Origin of the sequence: Jhaorihella thermophila (assembly GCF_900108275.1) — a bacterium.
In the GTDB taxonomy this organism is placed as follows: domain Bacteria; phylum Pseudomonadota; class Alphaproteobacteria; order Rhodobacterales; family Rhodobacteraceae; genus Jhaorihella; species Jhaorihella thermophila.
Map to the genome: position 1 here is coordinate 152,100 of NZ_FNVD01000009.1, position 14,363 is coordinate 166,462.

The following is a 14,363-nucleotide window of genomic DNA, read 5'->3' on the forward strand; positions in this document are numbered from 1 at the left end:
GCCTCCTGTCCAAAAGAAAGACCCGCCGCGACCGGCGGGCCCCTGTCGTCATCTTTCCGGCCGCGCCAGAGCGGGTCAAGTCTGATCGCGGAACAGCTGGTCCATCTCGACCGACGGGTGTTCGCACCCCGCCTCGCCGACGATGCGCGCCGGAACCCCGGCGACCGTGGTGCAGGGCGGCACCTCCTTCAGCACCACCGACCCCGCCGCGATGCGCGAACAATGCCCGACCTTGATGTTGCCCAGGATCTTGGCACCTGCGCCAATCAACACGCCGTCGCCGATCTTGGGGTGACGGTCCTGATCCTCCTTGCCGGTCCCGCCCAGCGTCACCGAATGCAGCATGGACACGTTGTCGCCCACCATCGCCGTTTCGCCGATCACGATGGAATGGGCGTGGTCGATCATGATTCCCTTGCCGATCCGCGCGGCGGGGTGGATGTCGATGCCGAAGATCTCGCTGGTGCGCATCTGAAAGAAATAGGCCAGATCCTTCTGGCCCCGGGTCCACAACCAATGCGCCACGCGATAGGCCTGCATGGCGATGTAGCCCTTGAAATAGAGCACCGGCTGCAACAGCCGATGGCAGGCCGGGTCGCGTTCATACACTGCCATCAGATCGGCGCGCGCGGCCTCGACCAGTTCGGGGTCGTCCTCGTAGGCCTGATCCACGATCTCGCGCAGCACCATCATCGACATTTCGTTGGAGGTGAGCTTGGCGGAAATCCGGTAGGACAGCGCCTTGTCCAGCGACTTGTGATGCAGAATGCAGGCGTGGATCAGCGCCCCCATCAGCGGCTCCTTGCGGACCGCTTCTTCAGCTTCCTTGGTGATCCGGTCCCAGACGGGATCCACCGGGGCAATCTTTGCGCGCGTTTCGGCCATGGCATACCTTCCTGTCGTCGGCTTAGAATAGCCATGTAGTCCCGAAACGCCAAACGCAAAGCCGTGATGGGGGAAATTCCGATCGTGAATGAAGCGGAACAGGCCAAGTTCGCCGCGCTGATACGGGCCCGGCTGATGGAAATCGAACGGGAAAACGCCCTGGGCCAGGACGGCCGGTCCGTGGTGCAGCTGGACCAGCAGTCGGTCGGCCGCCTCAGCCGCATGGACGCGCTGCAGAACCAGGCGATGGCCAAGGCCCAACAGGCCCGGCGCGATCTGGAATCACGGCGCCTGCGGGCGGCGCTGGCCCGAATCGACGAGGGCGAATTCGGCTGGTGCGAGGATTGCGGCGAAGAAATCCCGATCCGGCGCCTCGAACTGGACCCCGCCGCAACCCGATGCGTCAGCTGCGCCGCCGGCTGATCTTGTGCTCGATCAGAGCGCGCAGCACCATCTCGAAACACTCGCAGTAATCGGGGTCGTCGAATCCCGGCTCGTCGGCCAGCCGGCGGCTTCGTGCGGCCGCCATCAGCGACCCGTTCCCCCAGAAAGGATGCAGCCGCCCGGTGCGGCGGACATGGACATCCGCCGCCTCGGCCTCGTCGATCATGCGCCGGCAGAGCGCGCTGCGCTGCCGGCGTGGAGCGGCCAGGAGCGCCCGCGCCGCGTTGCTGACGTCGCCATGCAACAGGGGCCGCATGAGGATTATTCCTCCACCACCAGTTCGGCGAACGGCCCCGGCCCGAACCGCGCCGAAACCTGCGCCACCCGTAGCGTGACGGGCCCGCCGGCCAGATCCGCCGCCCGATCGGCGGCCGCCCAGGTCCAACCGGGCGCGGAAACCTCCGCCTCGCGCAGAACCGTGCCGCCCCGCATGACCCGCACCAGATAGCGTTCGCTTTCCTCGCCCAGGGGCACCTCGGGCACGTCCCAGCTGTCGCCGTCGATCCGGGTGCGCCGGATCCAACGGAGCCGCGTGTCGCCGCCGACCGTCTCGACCTGCAAATGGCAGGGCGCATAGGGGCGCAAGCCGATCCCGTCGAACGCCTCCACCAGATGGGTGTAGGCGGGGTCGTCATAGCCCCGCGCCGCCGGCCCAATCCGGTAATGCCGCGCCACGCGCCGCTGCGCGCTGGTCAGCGGAATCTGCGCCGGCGTGCCGTCCAGCAGCACGAACATGGACCCTTCGGGCCAGACCTGCGGCATGATCCCGTCCGTCCCCAGCTGTCCCCTGAGCCGCCCGCTGATCCACCATGTGGACGGCCCGATCAGTTGCGCGTCGCGGAACTGGAACAGCTCCCAGTTTCCGCTGGAGCCATCCCCGATCGCCGCGAGATTCGCCCCGTTCAGCACTGCCTCGGCCGTCTTCGACTCCAACGCCCCGGAAATCAGCCTCACCTGCAAGGCCGCGCCTTCGTCCCACAACCCCGCCGGCGCGGCGGCCAGAGGCGTTTCCGTGATCCCGATCACCGAGCGTTCGGCGTGGGTGGACAGCAGCGAATAGCCGTCATCCGAATCCGAGGCATAGACCGCGACCTCTCCCGGCCAGGGCCGGGCCGTGAGCGCCAGATGCGGGGCATGCGGCACCTCGTCCCCGGTCATCATCGGCAGATCGAGGAACACCGGCAGCACCGGCACCGGCGCGGCAAAGGGTCTCTGGTCCGGCAGCCCGCCGGGCGGTTCCGACGGCTCCCAGGTGGAGGGTTCTATCCGCACCGCCTCGATCAGTTGCATCCCCGCCTGTTCAACCCGGTCGATCCGATAGAGCGCCTCGCCCGCCTCTTCCGGCAGGCGCACCACGTCGCCCGCGCCCAGCGCCATTCGTGACGGCGGCAGCGCAAGGCGAACGGTATCCCGCGACAATCGCGCCTCGGCCAGCCAGCGCTCGGCCACCGCGCGGCCCTCGGCCCGTGTCATCGAAAGCGCCAGATCGCGTGTCGCCACCGCGTGGGTTTCGTCGCTGGGCAGAACCGCCTCTTCCGACACGATGTCGTGGTCGGCCCCCCATTCGACGAACCGCACCCGCACGCGTCCCGAAAGTTCGGCTTCGGCCTCGCGCATGCGCTCCACCGTTCCGTCCAGCTCGTCGCTGAGCGCGAACCTTTCGGGATCCAGCGTGACCGCACCCGTTCCCCGCCGTCTTCGGAACACCAGCTTGCCGTCGCGCTCGATCGCGTCGAACCCGTAACGCAGCATCAACGGCTGCAACGCCGCGCGGGCATCGGCCACCTCCTCGACCGCATAGCCGCGCACGATCTCCTGCAGGTCCGAGACGTCGATCTCCTCCAGGCCCGACCGGGCGCAGATCTCGGCCACCACCGCGTCCAGCGTGCGCGCTCCGATCCGCCCGTTCAGCCAATGGCCCCGCAGGTAGTTCTCGCCATCGCCCCACAGATCGGCCCGGTTCGGAAACGCCGGGAACGGCCGCGCGTCCCAGGCCCAGACATAGGCGTTGGCCAGATCCACCATGCGCCCGCCATAGCGCTCGGACACCGGGTTGTGCTCTGCCCGGCTCCAATGCCCCAGCACCGCCTGAAGATAGCGCAACTGGATCAGGTCGTCACGCCGGCCCGAGGAATACCACGGCAGCCCCGATTCGGACGACTTCGGGTCCAGGAACCGGTTGGGCTGGTTGGTGCCTTTGTCCACCGCCGCACAGCCCAGTTCGGTAAACCAGATCGGCTTGGATTTCGGCTCCCATGCGGTCGGCGTTGCCTGCCGGACGCCACCGATGCGCTCGTGATGAGGGTTCTCCCACCAGCCACGCAAGTCCTTCACCCGCCAGATCCAGGGCTCGCCATGGGCCTCATCGGTGATCGGCGTGCGGATCTGGGCCGCGCGGGCTTCGTCGGAGTGATAATACCAGTCGAACCCTTCGCCGCCCTCGACATTGGCCTCCAGATAGGCCGTGTCGTGGATGTCGCGCCATCCCGCGCGGGCATCCAGGTGATCCTCGCCATCGCGCCAGTCGCTCACCGGCATGTAGTTGTCGATGCCGATGAAATCGATGTTATCATCGGCCCAAAGCGGGTCGAGGTGGAAATACCGGTCCCCGCTGCCATCGGTCGGCTGGTAGCCGGAATATTCGGTCCAGTCGGCGGCATAGCCGAGCTTCACCTCCGCCCCCAGCAGCGCGCGCACCTCGGCCGCCAGTTCCCGCAGCGCCTGAACCGCCGGGAAACCGGAGGCACCGCGGATCCGCGTCAGCGCGCGCATCTCAGACCCGATGCAAAAGGCCGACACGCCCCCCGCCGCCGCGCACAGCGCCGCATAGTGCAGGATGAACCGCCGCAGGCCCCATTCCTCGGGACCGGTATAGCTGACAGTGCCGTCCCCCACGACGAAATCAGACGCCCGCGCGGACCCAAAGAACGCCGCAACTTCCGCCTCGGCCGTCGCCGTCCCGTCCGGGCTGCCGGCCCGGCCCGGCGCCACCGACAGCGTGATGCGGCCCCGCCAGGGAAGCTGCGGCTGATCCTCGCCCCCCGTCCAGGGATCGGTCAGGCCATTGCCGGCCATCTGGTCCATCAGGATGAAGGGATAGAACATCACCCGCTTGCTGGCCGCGTTCATGTGCCGGATCGCCTCGACCACCGAGGCGTCCGCCGGCGTGCCGCCATAGACCGGCCGGCCGGCCGCCTGCGGCACCGCCTGCGCCGCGCCCCGGTCCAGCCCCGCCACCGCCCAGGGCATGTCGCGCCCGTCGGCCTGGTGCTTTTCCACCTTGGGCCGGATCGCGCACTGCCCGCAGCGCAGATCGTTGCCGAACCAGGACACCACCAGCGAAACCGCCTCGCAGCCCGGCACCTCCTGCGTCAACTGTTCGAAGGACGTGACGAAATCGGTCTGCCCCGACGGCGTGCTCAGATTGGCCGGGACGTTTCGCCCCGGCCCCCAGTCGTAATAGACGGGCGTGGTGGCCAGCGAATATTCCCCCGTTCCGGGGATCAACGCCACGCCCCGCACCATCCGCGCCGGGTCGCTGGCGAACCGCTCCGTGCCCGGCTGTTCGGCCCTGACCACCTCGAAGGAAAACTGCGGCACGCGGTTGCCGAATTGCGCAAGCGGCAAATCCTCCATCACCACATAGGCCGTGCCGCGATAGGCGGGCACCTGCCCAGCGCCCTCGATCGCCTCCATCACCGGATCGGGCATCTGGTCCGCGCTGCCCGGGTAGACGGTCATATTCAGATCGGTCGGCGACACTTCCTGCCCGTCCGCCCAGACGCGCGGAACGCTCAGGATCTCGCCCTCGCACAGCGCGATGGCCAGTGACACCGTGTAGCTGTAGCTCCGGGTTCTGGGGCGCCGCGACGTGCCCTTGCCGCCGCCGCTGACCGAAACGCTCTCCTTGAAATCCGAGGCCCAGATCACCTGCCCGCCAACACGCATCCGCCCATGCACCTGTGCGATGGCCGCGCCCTCGCCCGCCTGCGTCAGACGGAAACGATCCACCTTGCCGGTTTCCACCGGCTCGGACCCCGCGCCCAGGATGCGCTGGTCGATCATCTGCCCCAGCGTCGCCCCGACCGCGCGGCCGATCACGACCGAGCCCAGCCCGGCGAGCGACCCGCCCACGGCCCCGCCAACCGCCGCCCCCGCGGCGGCAAGAACGATCGTCGCCATCAGCCGTCCTCCTTCGGAAATGCAAACCGCGCCACCACGCGCCGCGCCCAAGGCCCGCTCAGCGGACTTTCGACAACCCCATGCCCGCTATAGGCATGCACGAAACGCGGGGCCTCGCCCGTCTCGGTCACGATCCCCAGATGCTTGGCAACCGATCCCGCCCGCATCCGAAACAGCAGAACGTCCCCTGGCGCCGCTTCGCCATTCGGCAACTCCCGCAAATGCCGCCGCGCGGCCGCCCACAACCGTTCTTCGCCCTGCGGCTCGGACCAGTCCATCGAATAGGCCGGCGGCCGTTCGGGCTCGGCCCCGCACACCGCCCGCCACACCCCGCGCACGAGCCCCAAGCAATCCGCCCCCGCCCCCCGGCACGAGGCCTGATGGCGATAAGGCGTGCCGATCCAGGCCCGCGCCTCTGTCACGATCCTGTGCTGAAACTCCGTCACCGCCGGCTGCCCCCCGTGTTCGCATCGCCCGATTTCGGCACCGCCATCATCCAATCCTCGCCCGGAATGTCGGGAAATCCCTGAAAGTTCAGCACGTTGTCGAACTTCAGCCGGCAGGTCTCAAACCGCTTGTCGCAGCCTGCTTCCAGCCGCACGCGATCGCCCGGCGCGATGGGCGCCGGTATCGGCTGCCACAGCTCGACCTCGCGCCTGCCCTCCACCCGGCGGTCGCGCTTGATCGTCCCCCACAACCCCTCGGCCGCGCCGGACAGAACCGACAGGCGACCCCGCGCGAACCAGCCCTCGTCGAAACCCGGAAAGGCGTCCCAGCGGAAAATGCGGGCCGCCTCGGCCTCCACCACGACTTCTTCGCAGGAATAGCCCGGCGCGGACAAATCGACCCGGCAGGCGCCATCCCCCAGAACCGCGGTGCAGGGTTTCTGATAGACCCGCCCCAAGGGCCGGTTCAGCGCCTCGGTCAGCCCGCGCAGCTCGGCATGAAACGCCCCGCCAGCGCGGCGGATCTCGCCCAGCGTGCCGCGAAACTGCAGCCAGCGCACCGACACGTCCGCCCAGTTCACCAGCCAGGCCCGCACTTCGGCCCCGTCGAACCGCCCCGCCTCTATGTCGGCCTCGGAAATCGCCGCGCTGCTCAGGATCCCCACCGCCTCGGTATTGTCCACCGACAGACCCGTGGTCTGCTGCAGGGCCTGCGCCGTCAGCCCGCTGTCGGCGCGGAATGTGATCCCGTCAAAGGACAGATCCCTGTCGTGATCGGTGAACCCGTATTCCACCCCGTCCGCGCGCCGGATCGTCCAGCAGCGGGCCAGCGTGGTCACCCCGCTTTCCAGATGCGCCCGGAATGCCTGATCCATGCCGCCCATCAGACCCGCACCTCCACCACCGGAACGCTCGGCACTTCGCCGGCCTGGAAACTCGCCACGCTGGTCTGGATCCGGTCGGTGTCGAAGCGCACCGGCACGTCGAACTCGAACCCGGCGACGACCTGCTGGCCCTCGACCGGCGCCACCGCCAGCGTGACCAGCCCGGTGGTCACGTCCACCTCGTAGTCCACCCCCTCGCGCAGTTCGTCCTGCTCGACGCCCACGCGCACCGTGCCCGCCACCGGTTTCCTGATCGGCCGCACATAGTCGTGCCCCCCCGATCGATAGACCTTCGCCAGCTGGAACACCTTCGTCGCGCCATCGCCGACCCCGATCACTTGGTCGTCAAAGGCCGGTTCGGCACTGGCGCGGCAGGACTTGTAGTCCGACCAGTCCTTCCAGCGGAATCCGAACATCTGCCCGCGCCGCGCCTCGAAGAACGCAATCAGCGTCTCGATATCGTCCAGCGATCGCATCGCCGCGCCCGCGTCGTAACGCCGGCGCGAGTCAGCCCAGGGGCTGTTGCGCTCCTCGAACCCGTTGGCCAGGGTGACCACCTCGGTCCGCCGCTCCGGCCCGCCGGCCGAGCCAAAGCTCAGCGACGCCGGAAACCTCACCTCGTGGAAATTCATCGCTCCCTCCGATTCAGCGATTGCGCGCGCCGCGGCTCAGCGCCCGGCCCATCTGCGCGGCGATCTGGCCCCGGCTGCGCCGGAAGCCCTCGACATCCGGCGTCGTGATGTTCATCACTACCGTCACCGGCCGCCCGCCGCCCTCGGCGCGAACGCCCAGCTTGCCGTCGGCCCCGCGCGCCAGCGGCATGATCGCCTCGGGGCCCGCCTCGCCCATCAGCCCCAGCCCGCCGCGCATCGGAAAGGCGACCGGACCGGACACCACGCCGCCATTGGCAAAGGGCATCACGCGGCCCTGGGCAAAGCTGCCGCCATCGGCAAAGGGCAGAAGCCCGCTCACCAGCTTGCTCACGCCACCCGCGAGCCAGCCGCCCACATGGTCCATCACCGGCTGCACCGCCGCGGAATAAACGGTTTGCGACATCGACCGCGCCACGCTTTCCAGCGCGTCCGACAGCTTCGCCCCGTCCAGCACCACGCCGTCAAAGGCCCGGCGCAGCCCGCGCGAAAACCCCCGCTCCAGCCGCGCCACATCCGCCCCGGTCTGGGCCAATGACGCCCGCATCCGCCGCAATTCGGCATCGAACCCCGCGGTGACGTCCGCCGCCGCGCCCAGGGAGTCCTCCAGCGCCTGCGCGCGCACCTCCAATTCGTCAAAGCCGTCCTGTTCCACCGTCTCCCGCTCCTTTTCCTTCGCCCAAGGGCGCGTCGGGCCAGGCCGCCATCAGCGCCTCCAGCCCCGCCCGCTCCATCGGCGCCGCGCTCCCCGCCTGCCCCAGCATCAGCCGCAACTCGGCCGGGGTCAGCGCCCAGAACTGGCCGGGCGTCAGGCGCAGGCCCACCAGCCCCGCCCGCATCAGCGCGGGCCAGTCGAACCCGGTCACCGCTCGTCCGGCAGCATGAAGGCCCGCGCCAGCAACTGCGCCGCCGCCCGCGCCGCCGCCATCGGCCCGCCCGCGATCTCGGCCCGCCGCAGCGCCTCGGCGTCCAGATCCGACCCGCCCCCGCGCAGCCCCGCCGCCAACACCGCGATCACGTCGCGGCTGGAGAACCCGCCACCCTCGAACCGCTGCACCAGATCCACCAGCGAACCCGCCTCCAGCGCCGCTTCCAGCTCGGCCAGCGCGCCCAGCGTCAGCTTCATCACATGACGCCGGCCGTCGATCTCCAGCGCCACCTCGCCCGCCCACGGATTCGCCATGTTCAGATCGCCGTGAAGGTCAACGCGCCGGCACTGGCAAGCGACAGCTCATAGGTCGCCTCGCCGTTATGGCTGCCCGCATAGTCGATCGCAGTCACCTGGAACGGCCCCTGCACGATGCCGAAATCGGGGATGATCACCTGGAAATCCGGCGTCAGCCCGTCAAAGAACAGCTGCCGCGTGCGCTCGTCGGTGCCCGCGTCCTTGAATACGCCCGACCCCGAAATCGAGGCCGACCGCACCCCGGCCCCGGCCAGCAGTTCGCGCCAGCCGCCTTGGCTTTCCAGGCTCGTGACATCCACACTCTCCGCGTTGAAACTGATCCGCGTGGCCCGCAGCCCCGCGATGGTTTCGAACTGACCGCCGCCGGTCATGTCCACCTTTATCAACAGATCCTTGCCGTTCTGGGCTCCCATCAGCCTTGCTCCATCTTGCCGTTCGTCAGTTGTCTTCCACGCGGGCGCGGAACCGCAGGTCGATCCTGCGCACCTGCCCCGCACTGCCGCTACGCCGGGCGCTGGCGCGCTCGAACCACAGCCCCACCAGCCGCCCCCGGCTCAGCGACAAGGGCGCGTTCAGCAGCGCATCCCCCACCGCGCCGGCCACCGCCTTGGCCGGGGCGAAACCGGGCGCCTCGCTGATGACCGAAACCGTGAACCGATGTTCGGCCCCCGCCCCGTCCGCATCCGACCGGTCGCGCACCTCCTCGGGGCCGAGGCTCACATAGGTCTCCGGCATCGCGCCCGAGGGCAGCGCATCATAGACCCCGCCCCCCACCAACGCGGTCACGCCCGGATCGGCCAGCAGATGCTGATAGACCGCCTCTTGCAGGGCTCCCGCCACGCCGTAACTCATGCCGCCACCTCCTCGTCGCAGAAACAGATCAGGAACCGGCCGTCGGGGTCGCGTTCGGCCACGGCGCGGATCGCAAAGATACGCGCCCCGTCACGGAACCTCTGCCCGGCCTCGGGCCGCATCGACGCCCCCACGGGCGCGGCGCGCAGGACGATCCGATAGACCACGGTGGACACCGGCATCCCCGCCTCGCCCCGTTCCCGGCCCGTGCGCGCCGTGACCTCGGCCCAGACCGTGCCCAGCGCCTCCCATGCTTCGGAAAAGCCCCCCGCGCCATCGGGCGCTCGCACGGGCCGCTCCAGCACCAAGGCCCGGTTCAGCCGAGGCGCCCTCATTGCACCGCCCCCAGTCCCAGCCGCACCGGACGATAGCGCTCGATCAGACTGGTCACGCCAAACGGCATGCAGCCCCGGCCCAGCGCGGTCTCGTCGCGGTATTCGTAGTAATGCGCCGCCAGCAGCATGACCGCCTGCCCCAGATCGGCTGGCAGCCCGCCCCAGTCCGCCGCCATCCCGGCGGTAAAGCCGACGCGTGCGCTTCCGCCCGTCGGCACCGCCGGCAGCACCAGCCCCGCCGGCCGCAGCACCGGGCGCTGGTCATCCTCTTCCAGCCGCCAGGCCTCGGCTGCCAGCACGGTTTCCAGCCCCTGCGCATCCACCAGTGCCACGCGCGTGACCGCAGTCACCGGCGCCACTGGCAGGACCTGACCCGCCTCGTCGCTCCAGCGGGTCACGACCAGCGTGAAATCCCGCGAAATCAGCACCTTGCCCGTGCGCGCTTCGATCGCCGCGATGGCCGCGCGCAGGAACCCGTTCAGAATCCCGTCCTGCAACGCGGCTTCGGAAAACCCGGTACCCAGCCGCAGATGCGCCTTGAACTGCTCCACCGGCAGCGCCGGGTCGGGCACGGTGGTCTCTTCGATCAACCTCATCGATTCACTCCGCAAATCCGGCCCCTCCGGGCCCTTCCTCCGCCAGTTGCGGGCGCACGCCGCGCCCCGCGCCGCTCGGACGGAGGGAACAGCTGGACGACACGGGGTGTCTCCGGCGACGCACGCCCGCGACGGGACCGGCCCCACCCGGGCCCGCCGCCCGGCCCGCCTCAGGCGATGCCGAGTTTCAGCAGCTTGATCGCGGCAAAGTCGCTTACGTCGCCGCCCACGCGCTTGGTGGCGTAGAACAACACATGCGGCTTGGCGCTGAACGGATCGCGCAGCACGCGCAGATCGGGCCGCTCGGCAATGGTGTAGCCGGCCGCGAAGTCGCCAAAGGCGATGGCAAAGGCATCCGTGGCCGGGTCCGGCATGTCCTCGGCGATCAGCACCGGATAGCCCATCAGCCGCGCCGGTTCCCCGGCGGCCAGCCCGTCCGACCACAGGAAGCGCCCGTCGGCATCCTTCAGCTTGCGCACCTGCCCGGCCATCTTGGAGTTCATCACGAAGCTGGCATTGGCGCGATATTCCGCCCCCAGCGCATAGACGAGATCCACGATCGCATCGCCGTCCACGGCGCCGGCCGTGCCCGAGGGCACATAGCCGATATTGCCCCAGGCCCAAACGTCATTGTCCACCGTCGGATGGCTGAGGAACCCCTTGGGCTTGTCTATCCCGTCGCCATTGACGAAGGCGGCCGCCTCGGCGCGCGCGAACTTGTCGGCGATCCGCGCCGCCAGCCAGCCCTCGATGTCGAAGGCGCTGTCATCCAGCAGCCGCTGGCTGACCTTGGGCAGGGCGCTCAGCTCGTGCAGCGGGATGGTGATGCGGTCGATCTGCGGCGTGCCGGTCTCGGCCGTGGCGCCGGTCTCGCTCGCCCAGCCCGCCCCCACGTCCGAGTGGTCGATCAGCACGTCATAGCTGGTGGCCTCCACATTCACCACCGACGCGATGGACCGGATCGAAGCCGTGGCCTGCAGCACCGACCGGATGCTCTCGGCGGTTTGCGGGTCCACCAGATAGCCGCCGTCGCTGTTGACGGCCGAGGACATCGCCTTGCCCTCCAGCTCGAGCCCGCGCAGGCCGTCATCGTCGCCGGTGCGCAGATAGGCGTTGAACGCCTTGCGGTGCGGCGCGCCCTCGTCGGTCGTGGCGGCCAGGTGCGGCCGCGCCGCAATGTGAGATTTACGATCCAGCATGGTCACTCGCTCTTCCGTTGCCTTCAGTCTTTGTTCAACTTTCCCCTGAAACCCCTTGAGTTCTTTGGCAAAGTCGGCCATCGCCCTGCCGACCTCCCGAACTCCGGGCACAATCTCCCCGGCCAAGGCCGGCTCTCCGGTCTTGCTCATCGCTCCGTTCCCCTTTGGTGAATGTCCGGCGCTCAGCCCCGCGCCAGCGCCTGCGCCGCGTCCCGCAGGACCGCCGCCAAATCGCGGAAGGCATCCCCGGCGCCGGGCCCATCGCCCTTTGCCGCCACCCGCGCACTGGGCAGCATCGGAAAGGTCACCAGCGACACTTCCCAAAGCTCCAGTTCCTTCAGGACCCGCCGGCCCTTTTCATCCTTCGCCGCGCGGCGCGTGCGGTATCCGATCGACAACCCGTCGATCGCCCCCGCCGCGATCAGCGCCGCCGCCTCGCGCCCCTTCTGGGTGCTTTCCAGAATGCGCCCCTTGACCCACAGGCCGCGGGCATCCTCGCGCACCTCGTCCCAGACCCCGATCGGCAAGGCCGGGTCGTGCTGCCACAACATCTTGACTCGACGCCCTTCGGCGGCCAGCGCCTTCAGCGATGCCGCATAGGCGCCTGCCGCCACCACGTCGCCGCCCTGGTCCACCTCGCCGAACAGGCTTGCGTAACCGGCGATCACCGCACCGTCCTGCTCGATGCGCACACCCTCGCCAAACCGCGCGAACTTGTGCTCGAGCCCCGCTTCCACTTGCATGAAATTCTCCTCACAACCCTTTGATCTTATTGAGCAGACATGAAGGATTGAAACGCCTGCGCCAGGATCACGCCGGCGACCCCGTAAACCGCCAGCCACAACCGCCGCTCCAGCCGTTCCATCATCTCCTCCAGCCGGTCCAGCCGCGCATTCAGATGCTCCTGATGGATCGCGCTCACCCGCTCATGCGCGGCCAGTCTCAGGCCCGGCGCGCATTCGAACGCCTCGAACCGCCGACCGTCCTCAGCCATCCCGACCGCCTTCCTCGACCGGCAGTCCCAGCATCCGCCGCTTCTCGGTCGCGCTCAGGAACTCCGCGCCCGCCACCCGCGCCCATAGCGCATCGCGCTCCGGCGCCAGCGCCGGCACCTGATCGGGATCGGGCTTCAGTTCGACCGGCGCGCCGTCAAATCGCGACAACCAGTCCGCCAAGGCCGCCAGCACCCGCCCGGCCAGCGGCAGCACGGTCAGCCGGTAAAAGGCTCGATGCGCCTCCTGGTAATTGGCATAGGTCGCGTCCCCCGGGATCCCCAGCAGCATCGGCGGCACTCCGAAGGCCAGGGCAATCTCGCGCGCCGCGGCCTCCTTGGTCTTCTGGAACTCCATGTCGCTGGGCGAGAACCCCATCGGCTTCCAGTCCAGCCCGCCTTCCAGAACCATCGGCCGCCCGGCATTGCGTGCACCCTGGAAATTCGCCTCGATCTCGTCGCTCAGCCGCCGAAACTGCTCCTCGGTCATCACGCCCTGCCCGTCGGCGCTGTTCCAGACCAGCGCCCCGCTCGGTCGCGCCGCGTTGTCCAAGAGTGCCTTGGACCACCGCGACGCCGCGTTGTGCACGTCCACCGCCATCGCCGCGGCCTGCATCGGCGAGAACCCGTAATGGTCGTCCTGCGGGTGGAAATTCCGGATGTGACAGATCACCGAGGCATCGAACCGCAGCTTCTTCGCACCCACCGTATAGGTGTAACCCACCGGCCAGCCATCGTCCCCGGGCACCACACGCATGCGGTCCGAGCGCAGCACATGCAGCTCGACCGGCCAGCCGTCTCCGCCGCCCACGGCTTCGACATAGCCATCCCCCGACAGCAGCAACTGGCCGTAAAGGGACTCGAGGAAAGCGGCCCGCCCCTGCGCGGCATTGGGCCGGGCGATCAGATCCAGAACGGGATGCGTCTCATAGCGCTGCGTCCGGTCCTGCGCCATCACCGGCAGCGCCGCCGCGGCCTCGGCCACCAGCTTCACGCAGCGGAACCCCACCGGATTGCCGGCATACCCACTGCGCGTCAAAGAGGCCACGTCACGCGGGCTCCAGGATACCCTGCCGGTGCTTGCCCAGGCCACCAAGGGCCCAGTCGCGCTGGCCTTGGCCTCGGGCGCTTTCTGCGCACCGCCACGCCTCAGGAAATCAAAAACCATGCCCAAGCTCCCCTCTGCTGCTCGCGGCCGACCCGCCCGACCGGCTGTGGCAGCACTTATGCAGCGAGAGTCCCAACAGCCGACAAAGCGACCGCACGCCCAAGCTGCAACACCGCCGCGTGATGCACAGAGGCTGCGGCCTGCGGAGGAATTTCCTTTTGGCTTCCGACTGGTCGCGAACAGTTGTCGCGTTGGGGAGGCGGCGAATTCGGATAGGGTTGGAGTATCGACAAAGCGACCGCGCTCGGCAGGCCGATCCCGGCAAAACGCCGTCTCGGTCAGCGGAACCGCATTTCCGGGCGGCCGCACACAAACCACGAAAGGTGGACACAGCCCCGCCGACGGCGGCGACAATTCGCGCAAATTCTTCGAGAAACCGTTGAGAGAGATGGTAGCGGAGTGAGCTACTCCCCAATGTCTGGACAGTTTCCGGCTTGATTTAGGCTACTCTTTGCTCCTGCTGACCGGGTTGGGTTTCGTCTTTTCTCAGCCAGTAGACCACGGCTGGGGGTTTGCCGCCAAGGGCGGAATGGGGGCGCTTGCGG

General features: G+C 68.7%; 18 protein-coding genes. 1 reads left to right on the forward strand and 17 read right to left on the reverse strand.

What is annotated here, in order from left to right:
• Nucleotides 1–75: 75 nt before the first annotated feature.
• Nucleotides 76–885, reverse strand: a complete 810-nt coding sequence (gene cysE, locus C4S70_RS12255) for a serine O-acetyltransferase (protein ID WP_104008387.1) — start codon at nt 883–885, stop codon at nt 76–78.
• An 84-nt stretch (nt 886–969) separates the two neighbouring features.
• On the opposite strand from cysE, the gene C4S70_RS12260 reads away from it, so the two are divergent.
• A complete protein-coding gene (locus tag C4S70_RS12260; RefSeq protein ID WP_235003819.1) occupies nt 970–1,308 on the forward strand; it encodes a TraR/DksA family transcriptional regulator in 339 nt (112 codons plus the stop codon).
• Here C4S70_RS12260 and C4S70_RS12265 read toward each other — a convergent pair.
• From C4S70_RS12265 to C4S70_RS12340, 16 genes are all read right to left on the reverse strand, one after another.
• Nucleotides 1,289–1,585 carry a DUF7742 family protein gene (locus C4S70_RS12265; protein ID WP_104008389.1) on the reverse strand — a complete coding sequence of 99 codons (297 nt, stop codon included), beginning with the start codon at nt 1,583–1,585 and terminating at the stop codon, nt 1,289–1,291. The genes C4S70_RS12260 and C4S70_RS12265 overlap by 20 nt on opposite strands.
• A gap of 5 nt (nt 1,586–1,590) precedes the next feature.
• Nucleotides 1,591–5,511 carry a baseplate multidomain protein megatron gene (locus tag C4S70_RS12270; RefSeq protein ID WP_104008390.1) on the reverse strand — a complete coding sequence of 1,307 codons (3,921 nt, stop codon included), beginning with the start codon at nt 5,509–5,511 and terminating at the stop codon, nt 1,591–1,593.
• Nucleotides 5,511–5,957 (reverse strand): NlpC/P60 family protein, encoded by a 447-nt coding sequence (locus C4S70_RS12275; protein WP_104008419.1) that lies wholly within the window; start codon nt 5,955–5,957, stop codon nt 5,511–5,513. The genes C4S70_RS12270 and C4S70_RS12275 overlap by 1 nt, the downstream gene beginning before the upstream one ends.
• A complete protein-coding gene (locus C4S70_RS12280; RefSeq protein ID WP_104008391.1) occupies nt 5,954–6,841 on the reverse strand; it encodes a DUF2163 domain-containing protein in 888 nt (295 codons plus the stop codon). Before C4S70_RS12280 ends, C4S70_RS12275 begins: the two co-directional genes overlap by 4 nt.
• Nucleotides 6,841–7,473, reverse strand: a complete 633-nt coding sequence (locus C4S70_RS12285) for a DUF2460 domain-containing protein (RefSeq protein ID WP_104008392.1) — start codon at nt 7,471–7,473, stop codon at nt 6,841–6,843. The genes C4S70_RS12280 and C4S70_RS12285 overlap by 1 nt, the downstream gene beginning before the upstream one ends.
• A 13-nt stretch (nt 7,474–7,486) precedes the next feature.
• Complete coding sequence (locus tag C4S70_RS12290) at nt 7,487–8,146, reverse strand: phage tail tape measure protein (RefSeq protein ID WP_104008393.1); 660 nt, start codon at nt 8,144–8,146, stop codon at nt 7,487–7,489.
• A complete protein-coding gene (locus C4S70_RS12295; protein WP_104008394.1) occupies nt 8,127–8,357 on the reverse strand; it encodes a rcc01693 family protein in 231 nt (76 codons plus the stop codon). The genes C4S70_RS12290 and C4S70_RS12295 overlap by 20 nt, the downstream gene beginning before the upstream one ends.
• Nucleotides 8,354–8,674, reverse strand: coding sequence for a gene transfer agent family protein (locus tag C4S70_RS12300; RefSeq protein ID WP_104008395.1), 321 nt, complete (start codon nt 8,672–8,674; stop codon nt 8,354–8,356). Before C4S70_RS12300 ends, C4S70_RS12295 begins: the two co-directional genes overlap by 4 nt.
• 2 nt (nt 8,675–8,676) lie before the next feature.
• The gene (locus C4S70_RS12305; protein WP_104008396.1) at nt 8,677–9,090 is read right to left on the reverse strand and encodes a phage major tail protein, TP901-1 family; all 414 of its coding nucleotides are present in this window, start codon (nt 9,088–9,090) and stop codon (nt 8,677–8,679) included.
• 25 nt (nt 9,091–9,115) lie between these two features.
• A complete protein-coding gene (locus C4S70_RS12310; RefSeq protein ID WP_104008397.1) occupies nt 9,116–9,529 on the reverse strand; it encodes a DUF3168 domain-containing protein in 414 nt (137 codons plus the stop codon).
• A complete protein-coding gene (locus tag C4S70_RS12315; RefSeq protein ID WP_104008398.1) occupies nt 9,526–9,864 on the reverse strand; it encodes a head-tail adaptor protein in 339 nt (112 codons plus the stop codon). Before C4S70_RS12315 ends, C4S70_RS12310 begins: the two co-directional genes overlap by 4 nt.
• Nucleotides 9,861–10,460: a head-tail connector protein gene (locus tag C4S70_RS12320; RefSeq protein ID WP_104008399.1), complete on the reverse strand. Its 600-nt coding sequence runs from the start codon at nt 10,458–10,460 to the stop codon at nt 9,861–9,863. Before C4S70_RS12320 ends, C4S70_RS12315 begins: the two co-directional genes overlap by 4 nt.
• Nucleotides 10,461–10,630: 170 nt before the next feature.
• A complete protein-coding gene (locus C4S70_RS12325; protein WP_104008400.1) occupies nt 10,631–11,809 on the reverse strand; it encodes a phage major capsid protein in 1,179 nt (392 codons plus the stop codon).
• Between the two features lie 32 nt (nt 11,810–11,841).
• Entirely contained in the window at nt 11,842–12,402 is a 561-nt protein-coding gene (locus C4S70_RS12330; protein WP_104008401.1) for an HK97 family phage prohead protease, read from the reverse strand.
• Nucleotides 12,403–12,428: 26 nt separating this feature from the next.
• Nucleotides 12,429–12,653, reverse strand: coding sequence for a GTA head formation protein, RCAP_rcc01685 family (locus C4S70_RS12335; RefSeq protein ID WP_104008402.1), 225 nt, complete (start codon nt 12,651–12,653; stop codon nt 12,429–12,431).
• Nucleotides 12,646–13,818: a phage portal protein gene (locus C4S70_RS12340; protein ID WP_104008403.1), complete on the reverse strand. Its 1,173-nt coding sequence runs from the start codon at nt 13,816–13,818 to the stop codon at nt 12,646–12,648. The genes C4S70_RS12335 and C4S70_RS12340 overlap by 8 nt, the downstream gene beginning before the upstream one ends.
• Nucleotides 13,819–14,363 lie beyond the last annotated feature (545 nt).